This is a genomic window from Gordonia spumicola, assembly GCF_009932475.1.
Taxonomy (GTDB): domain Bacteria; phylum Actinomycetota; class Actinomycetes; order Mycobacteriales; family Mycobacteriaceae; genus Gordonia; species Gordonia spumicola.
This window is the reverse complement of the sequence record NZ_BJOV01000005.1, coordinates 1,610,897-1,626,186: the sequence shown is the minus strand read 5'-3', so window position 1 is coordinate 1,626,186 and position 15,290 is coordinate 1,610,897. Positions and strand designations below refer to the sequence as shown.

15 protein-coding genes are annotated in these 15,290 nt (G+C 67.8%); 10 read left to right on the top strand and 5 right to left on the bottom strand.

Annotated elements, in window-relative coordinates:
• Nucleotides 1-11 precede the first annotated feature (11 nt).
• Nucleotides 12-776 carry an SGNH/GDSL hydrolase family protein gene (locus GYB83_RS18800; protein WP_161896853.1) on the bottom strand — a complete coding sequence of 255 codons (765 nt, stop codon included), beginning with the start codon at nucleotides 774-776 and terminating at the stop codon, nucleotides 12-14.
• Between the two features lie 106 nt (nucleotides 777-882).
• Here GYB83_RS18800 and GYB83_RS18795 point away from each other — a divergent pair, with 106 nt between their 5' ends.
• Nucleotides 883-1,065, top strand: coding sequence for a hypothetical protein (locus GYB83_RS18795; RefSeq protein ID WP_161896852.1), 183 nt, complete (start codon nucleotides 883-885; stop codon nucleotides 1,063-1,065).
• 38 nt (nucleotides 1,066-1,103) lie between these two features.
• Nucleotides 1,104-2,447 carry a DNA polymerase IV gene (locus GYB83_RS18790; protein WP_371865344.1) on the top strand — a complete coding sequence of 448 codons (1,344 nt, stop codon included), beginning with the start codon at nucleotides 1,104-1,106 and terminating at the stop codon, nucleotides 2,445-2,447.
• On the opposite strand, the gene GYB83_RS18785 is transcribed toward GYB83_RS18790, so the two are convergent.
• Nucleotides 2,405-3,343, bottom strand: coding sequence for an asparaginase (locus GYB83_RS18785; protein ID WP_161896851.1), 939 nt, complete (start codon nucleotides 3,341-3,343; stop codon nucleotides 2,405-2,407). The two genes, GYB83_RS18790 and GYB83_RS18785, sit on opposite strands and share 43 nt — an antisense overlap.
• 178 nt (nucleotides 3,344-3,521) lie before the next feature.
• Between GYB83_RS18785 and GYB83_RS18780 the strand changes: the two genes are divergently transcribed.
• Nucleotides 3,522-4,091 (top strand): WKL family lipoprotein, encoded by a 570-nt coding sequence (locus GYB83_RS18780; protein ID WP_161896850.1) that lies wholly within the window; start codon nucleotides 3,522-3,524, stop codon nucleotides 4,089-4,091.
• Between the two features lie 67 nt (nucleotides 4,092-4,158).
• Here the strand turns inward: GYB83_RS18780 and GYB83_RS18775 are convergent, their stop codons facing one another.
• Complete coding sequence (locus GYB83_RS18775; protein ID WP_228461614.1) at nucleotides 4,159-5,154, bottom strand: hypothetical protein; 996 nt, start codon at nucleotides 5,152-5,154, stop codon at nucleotides 4,159-4,161.
• Nucleotides 5,155-5,196: 42 nt separating this feature from the next.
• On the opposite strand from GYB83_RS18775, the gene lspA reads away from it, so the two are divergent.
• The 5 genes from lspA (at nucleotide 5,197) to ilvA (ending at nucleotide 12,039) form a co-directional block, all read left to right on the top strand.
• The gene (lspA, locus tag GYB83_RS18770; protein ID WP_161896849.1) at nucleotides 5,197-5,766 is read left to right on the top strand and encodes a signal peptidase II; all 570 of its coding nucleotides are present in this window, start codon (nucleotides 5,197-5,199) and stop codon (nucleotides 5,764-5,766) included.
• Nucleotides 5,759-6,685: an RluA family pseudouridine synthase gene (locus tag GYB83_RS18765; RefSeq protein ID WP_161896848.1), complete on the top strand. Its 927-nt coding sequence runs from the start codon at nucleotides 5,759-5,761 to the stop codon at nucleotides 6,683-6,685. Before lspA ends, GYB83_RS18765 begins: the two co-directional genes overlap by 8 nt.
• A 112-nt stretch (nucleotides 6,686-6,797) precedes the next feature.
• Nucleotides 6,798-10,331, top strand: coding sequence for a DNA polymerase III subunit alpha (gene dnaE, locus GYB83_RS18760; protein WP_161896847.1), 3,534 nt, complete (start codon nucleotides 6,798-6,800; stop codon nucleotides 10,329-10,331).
• A 93-nt stretch (nucleotides 10,332-10,424) separates the two neighbouring features.
• The gene (locus tag GYB83_RS18755) at nucleotides 10,425-10,691 is read left to right on the top strand and encodes a hypothetical protein (protein ID WP_161896846.1); all 267 of its coding nucleotides are present in this window, start codon (nucleotides 10,425-10,427) and stop codon (nucleotides 10,689-10,691) included.
• Nucleotides 10,648-12,039, top strand: a complete 1,392-nt coding sequence (gene ilvA / locus GYB83_RS18750; RefSeq protein WP_161896845.1) for a threonine ammonia-lyase IlvA — start codon at nucleotides 10,648-10,650, stop codon at nucleotides 12,037-12,039. Before GYB83_RS18755 ends, ilvA begins: the two co-directional genes overlap by 44 nt.
• Before the next feature lie 37 nt (nucleotides 12,040-12,076).
• On the opposite strand, the gene GYB83_RS18745 is transcribed toward ilvA, so the two are convergent.
• Both GYB83_RS18745 and GYB83_RS18740 read right to left on the bottom strand, forming a co-directional pair.
• Nucleotides 12,077-12,625, bottom strand: a complete 549-nt coding sequence (locus tag GYB83_RS18745) for a hypothetical protein (protein WP_161896844.1) — start codon at nucleotides 12,623-12,625, stop codon at nucleotides 12,077-12,079.
• Nucleotides 12,622-13,182, bottom strand: coding sequence for a hypothetical protein (locus GYB83_RS18740; protein WP_161896843.1), 561 nt, complete (start codon nucleotides 13,180-13,182; stop codon nucleotides 12,622-12,624). Before GYB83_RS18740 ends, GYB83_RS18745 begins: the two co-directional genes overlap by 4 nt.
• 376 nt (nucleotides 13,183-13,558) lie before the next feature.
• On the opposite strand from GYB83_RS18740, the gene GYB83_RS18735 reads away from it, so the two are divergent.
• Together GYB83_RS18735 and GYB83_RS18730 are read left to right on the top strand one after the other, a co-directional pair.
• Nucleotides 13,559-14,416: an MlaE family ABC transporter permease gene (locus GYB83_RS18735; protein WP_371865237.1), complete on the top strand. Its 858-nt coding sequence runs from the start codon at nucleotides 13,559-13,561 to the stop codon at nucleotides 14,414-14,416.
• 1 nt (nucleotide 14,417) lies between these two features.
• Nucleotides 14,418-15,284 carry an ABC transporter permease gene (locus tag GYB83_RS18730; protein ID WP_161896842.1) on the top strand — a complete coding sequence of 289 codons (867 nt, stop codon included), beginning with the start codon at nucleotides 14,418-14,420 and terminating at the stop codon, nucleotides 15,282-15,284.
• The last annotated feature ends 6 nt before the right edge of the window (nucleotides 15,285-15,290 follow it).

Here is a 15,290-nt window from a genome sequence, read left to right as displayed (position 1 = left end):
AAACCCCGGGGTCAGGCAGGCGGGACGGACCAGGTGGGGAATCGGGGTTCGACGGCGTCGCCGCTCGAGACGCCGCGGAGCCTGCGTCCGAGCCAGGGGCCGAGGAATCCGGTCACCCAGCCGAGGTCCTCTCGATGACGGTCGACACTCGACAGCTCCGGGAGTGGCTGCAGCGGCAGCGGCTGGAGGTCGTGCTCGACACCGAGTGCGTCGAGCACGGCGATCGCCATCCGCTGGTGGCCCGCGGGCGACATGTGGAGGCGGTCGAAGCTCCACAGGCGGACGTCGTCGTAGTCGCGGATGCGCCAGTAGTCGACGAGGACGGCGCCGCGGCGGTCCGCGATCGCCCGCATCGCTTCGGCGAGGATGGCGAACCGGCCGCGGAGGGCGCGGAACACCGGCGCCGCGCCCGGGTCGTGCGGCGTGAACACGACCACGGTCGCGCCGGTCGCCACGAGCCGACGGACCGCGTCGTCGTAGACGGCGGCGATGGCGTCGATGTCGACGCTCGGCCGCAGCAGGTCGTTGCCGCCCGCGTGGATCGTCACGAGGTCGGGTTCGAGGGCGATGGCCGCGTCGACCTGCTCCTCGACGATCGGGACCAGTTTGCGTCCTCGGATCGCGAGGTTCGCGTATCGAACCCGAGGATCGACGACGTGCAACGCGCCCGCCACCCGGTCGGCCCAGCCCCGGACGCCGTTCGGCAGAGTCTCGTCGATGTCGCCAACTCCTTCGGTGAAGGAGTCGCCGAGGGCCGTGTAGCGGAGGAACGTCACACGTCGAGCTTACCGAGAGCCTCCCGCGGCAGTTCTGGTCATCGCTCCTCGTCGCGACGATGAGCGTCGCACAGAACTGCCGCGCGAAGAGTCTAGGATCGACACCATGCCCACCGATGACCTGGAACGACTGCGGCGCTGGGAGGACGCCGGGGCACAGTGGGAGGTGGCGGCGCTGCGGACCGGGTCGGCGACGATCTCGCTACTCCGGTGCGACGGCGGGGAAGAGGTCGACAGGTTCGTCACATCCGATCCACGCGTACTGGCACTCTGCCGCGAACGACGGTGACCGCCGAACGCAGCTCGCGGTGGGTGTTCCACATCGACATGGACGCGTTCTTCGCCTCGGTGGAACAGCTCACGCGGCCGACACTGGCGGGACGGCCGGTCCTCGTCGGTGGAGCCGGGGGACGCGGTGTCGTCGCCGGAGCCAGCTACGAGGCCCGCGTGTACGGCGCTCGTTCGGCGATGCCGATGCACCAGGCACGCCGCCTCGTGGGATCGTCCGCGGTGGTGCTGCCGCCCCGAATCGATGTCTATCGCGTGGTCAGCGCCAGGGTGTTCGGCGTCGTGCGCGAGTTCGCGCCGGTCATCGAGACGCTGTCGTTCGACGAGGCGTTCGGCGAGCCGACCGAACTGGCGGGCGCGAGCGTCGACGACGCCGCAGCCTTCGCGCAAGAGATGCGCACCGCGATCCGCGAACAGACCGGACTGCCCGCATCGGTCGGGTTCGGCACGGGCAAGCAGATCGCCAAGATCGCGTCCGGCCTCGCCAAACCCGACGGACTGCGGGTGATCGAGCCGAGCCGCCAACTCGCTTTCCTGCAGGAACTGCCCGTACGGAAGTTGTGGGGGATCGGTCCGGTGTCCGGGGATCGCCTCGCGCGACTCGGTGTCGAGACGATCGGCGACCTCGCAGCCATGTCCGACACCGAGGTGGCGTCGGTTCTGGGCCAGACCGTCGGCCCGTCGCTGCATCAGCTGGCGAAGGGAATCGATCATCGCCCCGTCGCCGAGCGGGCCAGCGCCAAACAGATCAGCGCCGAGTCGACCTTCGCGACCGACATCGTGGACCTCGTCGGACTGCGGGCCGCGGTGCTCGCGGCGGCGTCGGACGCACACCGTCGACTGCTCGACGACGGACGTGGCGCCCGCACCGTCGTCGTCAAGCTGCGGAGGTCGGACATGTCGGTCCTGACCCGGTCGTCCACGCTGACGGCGGCCACGACCGACCTCGACGTCCTCACGACGGCCGCCCTGAAGGTGATGCTCGACCCGCTGGAGATCGGCCCGATCCGCTTGGTCGGCGTCGGCTACGCGGGTCTGTCCGATATCCGGCAGGACTCCCTGTTCCCCGAACTCGACGCCGACCCCGGCGCCACGCAAGCCCCGTCGGACGTTCCGCGCGGCGTACAGATCCCACGCGGACCGCGCGACGACGACGACCTGCCGACCGGCACCGACGTCTCGCACGTCGACCACGGTCACGGATGGGTTCAGGGCGGCGGTCACGGGTTCGTGACCGTCCGTTTCGAGACGCGGACGAGCGGACCCGGTCGCACGCGGACCTTCCGAATGCCGGAGGCGGGGTTGACCAGGGCCGATCCGCTGGCGAGCCTCGACTGGGATCAGGCGGGCGACGATGCGGAGAAGAAGTCCGCGACACCCTGACGGTCGGCGCCCGCCGAGAGCAGCGCGATCAACGCCATGCGCGCCTGCGGTGCGCGCAGCCACGGGGAGAAGATCGCCCCGGCCCGCTGCAGGTCGACGCCGCCGCCACCGCCGCCGTAGGTCGGTTCGACGGCGCCGAACGGGACGCGGGTCGACACCACGACCACCACGTCACGATGCACCGCGAGGCTCACCTGTGCCGTGATGTCCGGATGGGTGTTTCCCGACCCCGTCGCCGACAACACGATTCCGGCCGCGCGCTGCTCGACGGCCGCGGCGATCGTTCCGGGCGACACACCCGGGTAGAGGGCCACCAGATCGACCCGAGAGGGCAGCGCGACGGGAGCCGAGTCGGCGACCAGGGGGCGGGGGAGACCGGCGTTGACGGTGTCGAATGCGGCCGTGTCGGTCGTCGAGCACTTGAACACGCCCCGCGCCCCGAGCACGCGGCCGCCGAGCGCCACGAGGACCCCGCGTCCGCGATTGTCGGGGTCGGCGGCGAGAGCGGCCGCTGCGGCGATGTTCGCCGGTCCGTCCGAGTCGGGATGGTCGGAGGGATACTGCGCGCCGGTGAAGACGACCGGTCTCGGGTCGGCGGCGAACAGGTCGACGAGGAACGCGGTCTCCTCCAACGTGTCGGTGCCGTGCGTGACGACGACGCCGACCACCTCGGGGTCGGCGAACGCGTCGGCGACCGCCCGAACCACCTCGAATTGTTGGCGCGTCGTCATCGACGACGAGTCGACGGCCATCAGCTCGACGGGCGTGACGGTGACGTCGTCCGAGGTGGGTGGGACGAGATCGGCGGCCGACAGCACGGGCACCGCACCGTCGTCGGTGGTGCGGGACGCAGCGGTCCCTCCGGTGGTGATCATCACAACCCGGCGTGAGTTCATGCGCCGATTGTTGCACTTTCTCAACTCGTGTGTGCGCTGGTCACCGCCAGTTCGTGGGGCTCGAGTGACGGATGTGCCTCATATGAACGGATGCGTGCCCGCGTCGGCGTTTGGCATAGTGGATGTGTGCTCGGATGCAACGTCTGCCCCGGGTGAATGAGACGTGAGGATTGAGCTCTTGAAGATTCGCAATTTCGTGGCCGTTGCCGTGGTGGCCGCCGCCGTCGCCACCACCGCTGCGTGCGGCTCGGACGACAACTCCAATCTGCCGCCCGTGCCGACCGCCGCGAGCAGCTCCGCTGCCGAGTCGAGCGCGCCCGCGTCGAACGCGCAGGACGACGAGATGACGAACCCGAACAAGGTGCCGTCGGTCGCCGCGCTGAACGACATGCTGACCAAGGCGCTCGACCCCAACGTCAAGGCCGCGGACAAGATCGACCTCGTCGAAGACGCACAGAAGGATCCGGGGATCTTCGACGCGCTGGTCAAGGCGAAGAAGGAGAACCCGAAGGTCACCTATCGGATCAAGGCCCCGGTCACCAAGAACGGCCCGAAGAAGGCCAAGGTGAAGGTCGTCGTCAAGGTTCCGGGCAACCCGGCCAACCCGATCGACGCGTCCATCGTCTTCGACAACGGCCGCTGGAAGCTGTCGAAGCAGACGGTCTGCCCGCTGCTGGCGATGGCCGACATGAAGTCGCCGCTGTGCCCGACGACCAGTGCGACGACGTCGAAGAAGAAGAACGGCTGAGCCGAGACGCCTCGCGAACGCCCCCGCACGATGGACCGGGTCCATCACTGCGGGGGCGTTCGTCGTATCACGGTGTGGCCCAGGTGACGGTGTACTCGTTCTGCTGCAGCAGGGGCGCGGAACCGGGGTCGCCGACGAGTTCGCGGGCGCCCTTGGTGACGATGGTGCCGCCCGTCGGCAGCATCGAGGTCAGGTCGACCGTGATCTCGCCGGTCCCGGCCATCGAGTAGCGCTCGATCGACAGGGTCTGCGACGACCCCGGGATGCGGAACACCGAGTCGACGGGCGTCTCGTCGACGTCCACCTTCAACGTCACCACGGAGCCGACCCGCGATTGCAGGGTCACGGTGGTGGTGCGACGGATGGTCGCCGCCGACACGATCGTGCGGACCGCCTGCCACGTCGCGCCGTCGCCGACCGGCTGCGTCGGGAGCGGCACGGCGTGATCGAAGGCCCCGCTGAACGACTGCTCGAGAGCGCTTCGCGCGGGCGAGGAGGACGCGTCGTTCGGGAACAACCGCAACGACTGCGGGTTCAACCCCGGACGGAATGTGACGCCGCCCGGAGATCCGGCGATCGCCGCGAGTTCGGGAGTCAGCTCGGTGTCGGCGGTCGTGGGGGTGCCGATGGTGAATTCGACGTTGGTCGGGTCGTCGCATACCACGCGGGCGGTGATCGGCGTGGTGAGATTCTGCTGCGTCTTCTGCACCTGCTGCTGATTGTCCGACCCCGGTGCGATGCTGGCCTCGAGCGAGTCGGTCGTCAGGGTGACGGTCTGCGCGCGGGTGGTGTCCGGCCTCGGGGTCAGGACGGTCGGCGTGCCGGTGCCCGGATCGAGGACGGTGACGTCCGCCGCGGCCACCGGGATCGGTCGGACGCCGCCGCGGTCGACGCTCGACGCCGCGGCACAGGGGCCGGTGTCGGCCGCAGGCGCGTCGTCGGACGAGCATCCGGTCAACGCCACCGCCACACCCAGCGGGAACACCGCCAGCGCGGCCGCCGTGCGGCGCCGTGAGGTCGTCGGTCGAGAGGGCGCGGGGGCGTTCACATGCGGATCACTCACGCCACCGAGAGTAGTGGGCGGCCGATGAGGGACAATCGAGGGATGATGCAAACCGTGCCCGGGCGCAGCACCGCCCGGACCGTGACCCTGCTCGCCCTCGTGGCGGTGACCGTGTACCTGCTCGATCTGCTGACCAAGGTCCTCGTCGTCGCATTCCTGACGCCGTACGAGCCGGTGCGTGTGATCGGCGACGTCGTCACGTTCACCCTGATCCGCAACAGCGGCGCGGCGTTCTCCATGGCGACCGGCTACACGTGGGTCCTCACGTTCGTGGCGCTGGCCGTGGTGCTCGGCATCGTGCGGTACGCGTCCAAGCTGGTGTCGACGGGATGGGTGATCGGCCTCGGTCTCGTCCTCGGCGGTGCGATCGGCAACCTCACCGACCGCATGTTCCGGTCGCCGGGTCCGCTGCGCGGCCACGTCGTCGACTTCATCAAGGTCGGGGACTGGTGGCCGACCTTTAACGTCGCCGATTCGGCCGTCGTGTGCGGCGCGATCCTGCTGGTGGTCCTGACGCTGCTCGGGTACGACTACGACGGCACCCGCACGGGCTGGGCCGCCCGCAATCTGCCCGCCGACACCGACGACGAGGAGACCACCGAAGATGCGTGATTCACGAGCGATGCCCGTGCCCGACGGACTCCACGGCATGCGGACCGACGCGGGTGTGGCACGGCTGCTCGGTCTGTCGCGGACCGTGTCGGCAGGTCTGGCCGACGCGGGCGACATCACGGTGGACGGCGTGAGCGTCGACAAGGCCCACAAGCTGGTCGCGGGCAGTTGGCTGGACGTGACGCTCCCGGAACCGGAGCGTCCCCTGACGATCGAGCCGACACCGGTCGACGACCTCGACGTGATCTATCACGACTCGGACATCGTCGTCGTCGACAAGCCGCCGGGCGTGGCCGCGCACCCGTCTCAGGGCTGGACCGGGCCGACGGTCATCGGCGCGCTCGCCGCTGCGGGTTTCCGGATCTCGACGTCCGGTGCTCAGGAGCGGCAGGGCATCGTCCACCGGCTCGACGTCGGGACGTCGGGGATCATGGTGGTCGCCGCGTCGGAGCGGGCGTACACGCTGCTCAAACGTGCATTCAAGTACCGGACGGTGGAGAAGGTGTATCACGCGCTGGTGCAGGGCCACCTGGACCCGCCGGAGGGCACCATCGAGGCGCCGATCGGCCGCCATCCGGGGTCGGACTGGCGGTTCGCCGTCACCGCCAACGGCAAGCCGTCGACGACGCACTACGAGACGCTCGAGATGTTCGCCGCCGCGTCCCTGCTCGACGTGCACCTGGAGACGGGCCGCACCCACCAGATCCGCGTGCACTTCTCGGCGTTGCATCATCCGTGCGCGGGCGACCCGACGTACGGAGCCGACCCGAAGCTCGCCGAGCGACTCGGCCTGGACCGGCAGTGGCTGCACGCTCGGTCGTTGGCGTTCGCGCATCCGGCCGACGGCCGTCGGGTGCAGTTCACCACGGACTACCCGGATGATCTGCAGCACGCTCTCGACGTGTTGCGCGCGGTCTGACGGCGGCCGTCGTCGTCTCATCCGTCACAGCCGCGTGTGCCGGATCCGAGCTGTCGTACCCGCGGCATACAGTGGTGTCATTCGAAGCCGAATCTGATCAGGGGAGCCGCACGTGTCGGGGTCGTTCGTCCATCTGCACAACCACACCGAGTACTCGATGTTGGACGGTGCGGCCAAGGTGTCGCCGTTGTTCACCGAGGCCAAACGGCTCGGGATGACGGCCATCGGGATGACCGACCACGGCAACATGTTCGGCGCGTCCGAGTTCTACAACGCGGCGCGCAAGCACGACATCACCCCGATCATCGGCATCGAGGCGTACATCGCGCCGGACAGCCGCTTCAACACCAAACGCGTCCTGTGGGGCACGCGCGACCAGAAGTCCGACGACGTGTCCGGTTCGGGCGCGTACACGCACATGACGATGGTCGCCGAGAACGCCGACGGCCTGCGCAACTTGTTCAAACTGTCGTCTCTGGCGTCGTTGGAGGGGCAGCTCGGCAAATGGTCGCGCATGGACGCCGACATCATCGCCGAGCACGCGAAGGGCATCATCGCGACCACCGGCTGTCCGTCCGGCGAGGTGCAGACCCGTCTGCGTCTGGGCCACGAGCAGGAGGCGCTTGCCGCCGCCGCCAAATGGCAGGACATCTTCGGCAAGGACAACTTCTACCTCGAACTCATGGAGCACGGTCTCGAGATCGAGTCCAGGGTCCGCTCGGGTCTGCTCGACATCGGACGCAAGCTCGGCATCAAGCCGATCGTCACCAACGACTGCCATTACGTGACGCGCGAGCAGGCGACGTCGCACGAGGCGCTGCTGTGTGTGCAGACCGGCAAGACGCTGTCCGACCCGACCCGGTTCAAGTTCGACGGCGACGGCTACTACCTGAAGTCGGCCGACGAGATGCGCGAACTGTGGGATCACCAGGTCCCCGGCGCGTGCGACAACACCGTCGAGATCGGGGAGCGCGTCACCTCGTACGCCGACGTGTTCACGCACCGCGACCGCATGCCGATCTTCCCGGTGCCCGAGGGCTTCACGCAGGAGTCGTGGCTCTCGCACGAGGTGATGGCGGGCCTCGACCGCCGCTTCACCGGCCAGACCGTCCCGGAGAACTACACCGAGCGGGCCGAATACGAACTGCGCGTCATCAACCAGATGGGCTTCCCCGCCTACTTCCTGGTGGTCGGCGACCTCATCAAGCACGCCCTCGAAGTCGGCATCCGCGTGGGACCCGGCCGAGGCAGCGCCGCTGGTTCGCTCGTCGCGTGGGCGCTCGGCATCACCAACATCGACCCGATCCCGCACGGTCTGCTGTTCGAGCGATTCCTCAACCCCGAGCGCGTGTCCATGCCCGACATCGACATCGACTTCGACGACCGCCGACGCGGCGAGATGATCGTCTACGCCTCGCAGAAGTGGGGCAACGACAAGGTCGCCCAGGTGATCACGTTCGGCACGATCAAGACGAAGGCCGCGATCAAGGACTCGGCCCGCGTCCAGTTCGGCCAGCCGGGTTTCGCGATCGCCGACCGCATCACGAAGGCGCTGCCGCCGCCCATCATGGCGAAGGACATCTCGGTGTCGGGCATCACCGACCCCGATCATGAGCGGTACGGCGAGGCGTCGGAGGTCCGCACCCTCATCGACACCGATCCCGACGTCAAGCGCATCTACGACACGGCCCTCGGTCTCGAGGGCCTGATCCGCAACGCGGGCGTCCACGCCTGCGCGGTGATCATGTCGAGCGAACCGCTGACGGACGCGATCCCGGTGTGGAAGCGCGCGCAGGACGGCGCGATCATCACCGGCTGGGACTATCCGTCGTGCGAGGCCATCGGCCTGCTCAAGATGGACTTCCTCGGTCTGCGCAACCTGACGGTCATCGGCGACGCGATCGAGAACATCAAGACCAACCGGGGGATCGACCTCGACCTCGACACGCTTCCGTTGGAAGACGCGGCCACGTACGAGCTGCTTGCCCGCGGCGACACACTCGGCGTGTTCCAGCTCGACGGCGCCGCCATGCGCGAACTCCTCAAGCTGATGCAGCCGACCGGCTTCGAGGACATCGTGGCGGTCCTGGCGCTGTACCGTCCGGGTCCGATGGGCGTGAACGCGCACACCGACTACGCCAAGCGCAAGAACGGTCTGCAGGACATCAAGCCGATCCACCCCGAGCTGGAGGAGCCGCTCAAGGAGATCCTCTCGGAGACGTTCGGTCTGATCGTCTACCAGGAGCAGATCATGCAGATCGCGCAGAAGGTGGCAGGCTACTCGCTCGGCGAGGCCGACCTGCTGCGCCGCGCGATGGGCAAGAAGAAGAAGGAGATCCTCGACGAGGCCTACGACGGCTTCGCGGAGGGCATGAAGAAGAACGGCTTCTCGCAGGCGGCGATCACCGCACTGTGGGACACCGTCCTGCCGTTCGCCGGCTACGCGTTCAACAAGTCGCACGCCGCGGGCTACGGTCTCGTGTCGTTCTGGACCGCCTACCTGAAGGCCAACTACCCGGCCGAGTACATGGCGGGCCTGCTCACCTCGGTCGGCGACGACAAGGACAAGGCGGCGATCTATCTGGCGGACTGCCGGAAGATGGGCATCACGGTCCTTCCGCCGGACGTGAACGAGTCGCGGGCCGACTTCGCCGCCGTCGGCGAAGACATCCGGTTCGGTCTCGCCGCGATCCGCAACGTCGGCTCCGGCGTGGTGTCGTCGATCATCGCGACCCGCGAGAGCAAGGGCTCGTACGCAAACTTCTCGGACTACCTCGGCAAGATCGACGTCGTCGCGTGCACCAAGAAGGTGACCGAGTCGCTGGTCAAGGCCGGCGCGTTCGACTCGATGGAGCATCCGCGCAAGGGACTGTTCCTCGTGCACGCGGACGCCGTCGACTCGGTTCTCGGGACCAAGAAGGCCGAGGCGATGGGCCAGTTCGATCTGTTCGGCGGGGCCGACGTGGAAGACGTCGGCGACGTCTTCGCCGTCAGGGTCCCCGACGAGGAATGGGACAACAAGCACAAGCTGGCGCTCGAACGCGACATGCTCGGCCTGTACGTGTCCGGGCACCCGCTGGCCGGGGTGGAGCATGCGATCTCGGCGCAGACCGACACGTCGATCACCACACTTCTCGAAGGCACGGTGGCAGACGGCGCGCAGATCACGATCGGCGGCATCATCTCGTCGGTGACGCGTCGTGTGAACAAGAAGGGCGAGCCGTGGGCCGCCGTCACGATCGAGGACATGGTCGGCGGCGTCGAGGTGTACTTCTTCCCGCGCGCGTTCACCGCGTACGGCATGGATCTGGTGCAGGACAACATCGTGCTGGTGAAGGCCAGGGTGAACAAGCGCGACGAGTCGCTGATGATCAGCGCCAACGACCTCGCGGTGCCCGACCTCACCGCGGTCGGCACGTCCAAGCCGCTGATGCTGACGCTCGCAGCGAACCGATGCACTCCCGACCGCATCGGCGCCTTGAAGCAGGTCCTCGTGCGGCATCCAGGCACGTCCGACGTCCACGTGACGCTCGTCAGCGAGCGTAAGCAGACCCAGCTGCGGCTCATGGACGCGTTGCGCGTGAACCCGTCGTCCGCGCTGATGGGAGACCTGAAGGCACTGCTCGGGCCCAGCTGCCTCACCTGAGGGTCTCGATCCCCGAGCGAAGTCGATGGGGTGTGCGACACATCATGATTCGGGGAGCCGAATCTTTTGATCAGGATGGTCTACGATGGTCGTATGACCACCCTGAACCGCGCCGCGGCACACGCGATGCCGACCGTCGACGTCGCGGGCGTCGACTGGCCGTTGAACAAGGTTCTCGCGGTGGTCGGCGGTGTCCTCGGCACCGTGGTCGTGGTGGCGGTCGGCGGCTCGGTGACGGCGGCCGCCTGGACGGCCGTCGTGATCGCGACCGTCGCATGGTGGGGCGGGTACGCCTGGTACGGCCGACGGTGGGACGATGGACGACGTGAGTACGCCGTCGAGAGCAGTCGAGAGTTCTGAGCATCCCGTCCCCGGTCTGACCCGCGACAGCATTCTCGCGGCGGCGCGGAGGCTGGAAGGCGTCGTCTCGAACACCCCGCTCGACCCGTGCCCGCGGCTGTCTCGCGACACCGGTGCACGGATCCACCTCAAGCGTGAAGACCTGCAGACCGTCCGCTCGTACAAGATCCGCGGCGCGTACAACGTGATGGCGCAGCTGTCCGACGCCGAACTCGCGGCCGGAGTGGTCGCCGCGAGCGCCGGAAACCACGCGCAGGGCGTCGCGTTCGCCTGCGCCACCATGAAGGTCCGCGGCCGGATCTACGTGCCGACCACCACGCCCAAGCAGAAGCGGGACCGCATCGTCTGGCACGGCGACGGTTTCGTCGAACTGATCGCGGTCGGCGACACGTACGACGCCGCCGCGTCGGCCGCCCAGTCCGACGTGATGCGCACCGGGGCCACCTGGATTCACGCCTTCGACGACGCCCGGACGGCGTCCGGCCAGGGCACGATCGCCAGGGAGATCATCGACCAGCTCGACGGGGCTCCCGACGTCGTCGTCCTGCCGGTCGGCGGAGGCGGCTGCATGGCGGGCATCGTCACCTATCTACGGGCCGTCCATCCGGACGTCGCGATCGTCGGCGTCGAGCCGTCCGGGGCGGTGTCGCTCGCCGCCGCGCTGGTCAACGGTTCGCCGTACACGCTGGAGACGATCGATCCGTTCGTCGACGGCGCGTCGGTCAAGCGGATCGGCGGCCTCGGTCACGCTGTGATGGCGGCGGCGGGAGCTCGGGTGGTCGACCATCCGGTGCTCGCCGACATCACGGACAGTCCGGCCGTCCCGGTGATCGACGCCGCCGACGTCGACCTCGCGCCGGGCAGCGTGACGATCACCCACGTCGACGAGGGTGCGATCTGCTCGACGATGCTCGAGCTCTACCAGAACGAGGGGATCATCGCCGAGCCCGCGGGCGCGTTGACCACGGCGGCCCTGGTCGACCTGCCGATCGCCCCCGGAGCCAGGGTCGTGTCGCTGGTGTCCGGCGGCAACAACGACGTGTCCCGCTACGGGGAGATCATCGAACGGTCGCTCGTCCACCGCGGTCTCAAGCACTATTTCCTGGTCAACTTCCCCCAGGAGCCAGGGGCCCTGCGTCGATTCCTCGATGACGTCCTCGGACCGGACGACGACATCACCTTGTTCGAGTACGTCAAGCGCAACAACCGGGACACCGGCGCGGCGCTCGTCGGCATCGAACTCGGCGAACGGTCCGGGCTCGACGGCCTCGAACGCCGGATGGCGCATTCGCGACTGAACGTCGAGCGGCTCGAACCCGGCACTCCCGCGTACGGCTACCTGACTTAGCCGTCCGGGAGCGCCGAGTTCGCGGGCGAGCCGGTGTTCAGCGTTTGATGCGGACGGTCACGCTGAGTCCCTGCTGGGTGACGGAGATCTTGCCGCCCGCGGTGCCGTAGCCGATGCCGCTGCCGTTGAGGAACTCCACCTGCCAGTCCTGGCGGTCGGCTCCGTCGATGTAGATGTGCACCGCCCACACCGCGTAGTTGTTCTCCCAGAAGCAGTACTTGGGGATGAGGCCGTCGAACTCGGGTGACGGGTCGTAGCTGAACACCTCTTTGCGCGTCCCGTCGGCGGCGCCCGCGGCGACCGTCTGGTTGAACGTCAGCGAGGTCGGCGACATGGCGTCGACGCAGTGGCTGCGCGCCGAGGTGATCTCGGTGCGATAGAGGACGGACGACGACGGGCGTGACTCGAACACGAAGTTGACGTCGAAGTGCTCCTCCAGGTAGTCGGCGCCCGGTGGGCGCGGGTCGAGCGACCCGGTGCCGAGCGACCCGAAGTCGGGGAGGGCCGCGGCGCGGGGCGCGGGCGCGACGGCGAGCACGGCGAGTGTTGTGGCGGCGAGGGCGCAGCGCCTGACCGCGGTGTTCATCCGAGGTCCGATCCGAGGATGTAGACCTCGACGCCGTCGGCCACCCGGTCGACGATGATCCGCTTGCCTGCCTTACCCCATACGACGTCGCCGTTCTGCAACTCGACCTGCCAGTCCTGGGTCCCGGTCGACGTCGTCACGTGCACGGCCCACACCTGGTAGGTGGTCTGGAACATGCAGAGGGTCGGGAAGCCCGCACCGCTGAGGCGGTCCTCCGGCTGCATGGTGAACGTCTCGGTGCGCTCCACGTCGAAGTCGCGGGGCTTCATCGGCACCGTGAACGACAGGTTGGCGGGTGCGGCCTCCTCGACGCAGTTCGAGTACGCGGTCTTGATCGTCACGCCGTAGTTCTCTTCGGTTCGGTCGACGAAGAAGTTGAAGTGGACCTTGAACTGTTGGCGTGGTTCGCGTCCGGGGGCGGGCAGGCTGGACGAGCCGAAATCGGGTGATCGCGGGCCCGGCGGCCCGGCGTGTGCGACCCCTGGCGCGGCGACGGCTGTCAGGCAGGCGATGGTGAGCGCGAGCGCGCTCGTGACGACGGTACGGACAGTGGACATGGCGTCCTCCATGCGACGGTCGCTCCCGGGCATCCCGGTTTGTCGACTGCTGAGAACGCTATTCCTCCTCGATCGGCCGCGACCCGAGGAGCCGAGCGGATTCACCTGTTCGATCAACCGTCGAACAATCCTGACTCATCTGGCATGCCGTCGGGTCAAAGCTGAGAAAACCCTGTGACCACGACCTATGCTGTGGGGCGGGTCTCGATTGAATTTTATCTGTGACCCCTGGCACTGCGAAGCGGCTCTTCTGTGTATGCTCCTACGCACACGATGCCCAGGCATGGCCCGGACGCATCGAGAACGACCAGGGGGATGGGTCGACGGCGACGTCGACCACTTCCCGCACGACACTCGACGATGTGAAGGCAGGGGAGTGAGCACGGAAACGATCGGCAGTCGCGCCGGATTGGGCGAGCGGTGGTCTCGCAGCGGTGTCGGCACCTGGTTTCACGAACACGTCACCAAGTCGTTCGAGACGTTCGGCCGACAACTGGCGATGTTCGTCGAAGTCTTCAAAGTCCTCGCCACCGACATCGCGAAGCGGCGGTTCCCGTTCAAGGAGTTCGTCCGCCAGTGCGCCTTCATGGCGTCGACATCGGTGTTCCCGACACTGCTCGTCGCCATCCCGATCGGGGTCATCGTCTCGATCCAGGTGTCGAACATCGCCGGGCAGATCGGAGCCACGTCGTTCTCCGGCGCCGCGACCGGTCTCGGTGTCATCCGACAGGGCGCTCCGCTCGTCACGTCGCTGCTGCTCGCGGGCGCGGTCGGATCGGCCATCGCCGCCGACCTCGGCTCGCGCACGATCCGCGACGAGATCGACGCGATGAAGGTGATGGGCGTCAATCCCATCCAGCGGCTCATCTCGCCGCGTCTGCTCGCCACGATGGTCGTCGCTTTCCTGCTCTGCGGCTTCGTCTGCTTCGTCGGCTTCATCACCGGGTACGTCTTCAACGTGTACGCACAGGGTGGAACGCCGGGCAGCTACACGGGGACGTTCGCATCGTTCGCCGGGACGTCCGACTTGATATTCGCTCTGGTGAAAGCGGTGATCTTCGGCGCGATCGTCGCCGTCGTCGCGTGCGACCGCGGTCTGAACACCAGCGGTGGCCCGGCCGGCGTCGCGAACTCGGTGAACGCGGCCGTCGTCAACTCGGTGCTGCTGCTGTTCACCGTCAACGTCGTCATGACGCAGTTGTTCGCCCTCGTGGTCCCGGCAAAGGTGGTGTGACATGACGGCCTCGCGGTACACGCCGCCTCTCCTGAAGCCGGTCGAGTGGGGACGCAAGGGGCTCGAGGCCCCGCGCGACGCGCTCGTCGCGATGGGACACCTCATCACCTTCCTGGTGAAGTCCATCGGACTCGCGCCGATCACGTTCCGGCACTACAAGAAGGAAGTCTGGCGTCTGCTCGCCGACGTCGCATGGGGCAACGGCGCCATCGTGGTCGGCGGTGGAACGGTCGGCGTCATGGTGATCCTCGGCGTGATGGGCGGGGCGACCGTCGGCATCGAGGGCTACACGGCGCTGAACCTGCTCGGCATGTCGCCGGTCACCGGCGGCCTCTCGGCATTCGCGACCACCCGCGAGATCGCCCCGCTGCTGGCGGCGACCGCGTTCACCGCGCAGTCGGGCTGCCGGTTCACCGCACAGCTCGGATCGATGCGCATCAGCGAGGAGATCGACGCCCTCGAATCGATCGCCATCCGGCCGCTGCCGTATCTGGTGACGACGCGTATGGCCGCGGCCGTCCTGTCGATCGTGCCGCTGTACGCGATCTCGCTCGCCGCCAACTACATCGCCTGCCAGCTGATGTTTCAGGTCCAGAGCGGCCAGGGGACCGGCACCTATCTGCACTACTTCAACTCGTTCATCATGTCCCGAGACGTCGTGTTCTCGTTCATGAAGGTGATCGTGTTCGTCCTGTTGACCACGTTCATCCAGTGCTACTACGGGTTCTTCGCGTCGGGCGGACCGGAGGGCGTCGGCGTCGCGGCCGGACACGCGATCCGGTTGTCGATCATCACGATCGTCTTCGCGAACCTCGTCATGACGCTCGTCTTCTGGGGCATGACCGCCGGAATCAGGATATCGGGGTAATCGGGC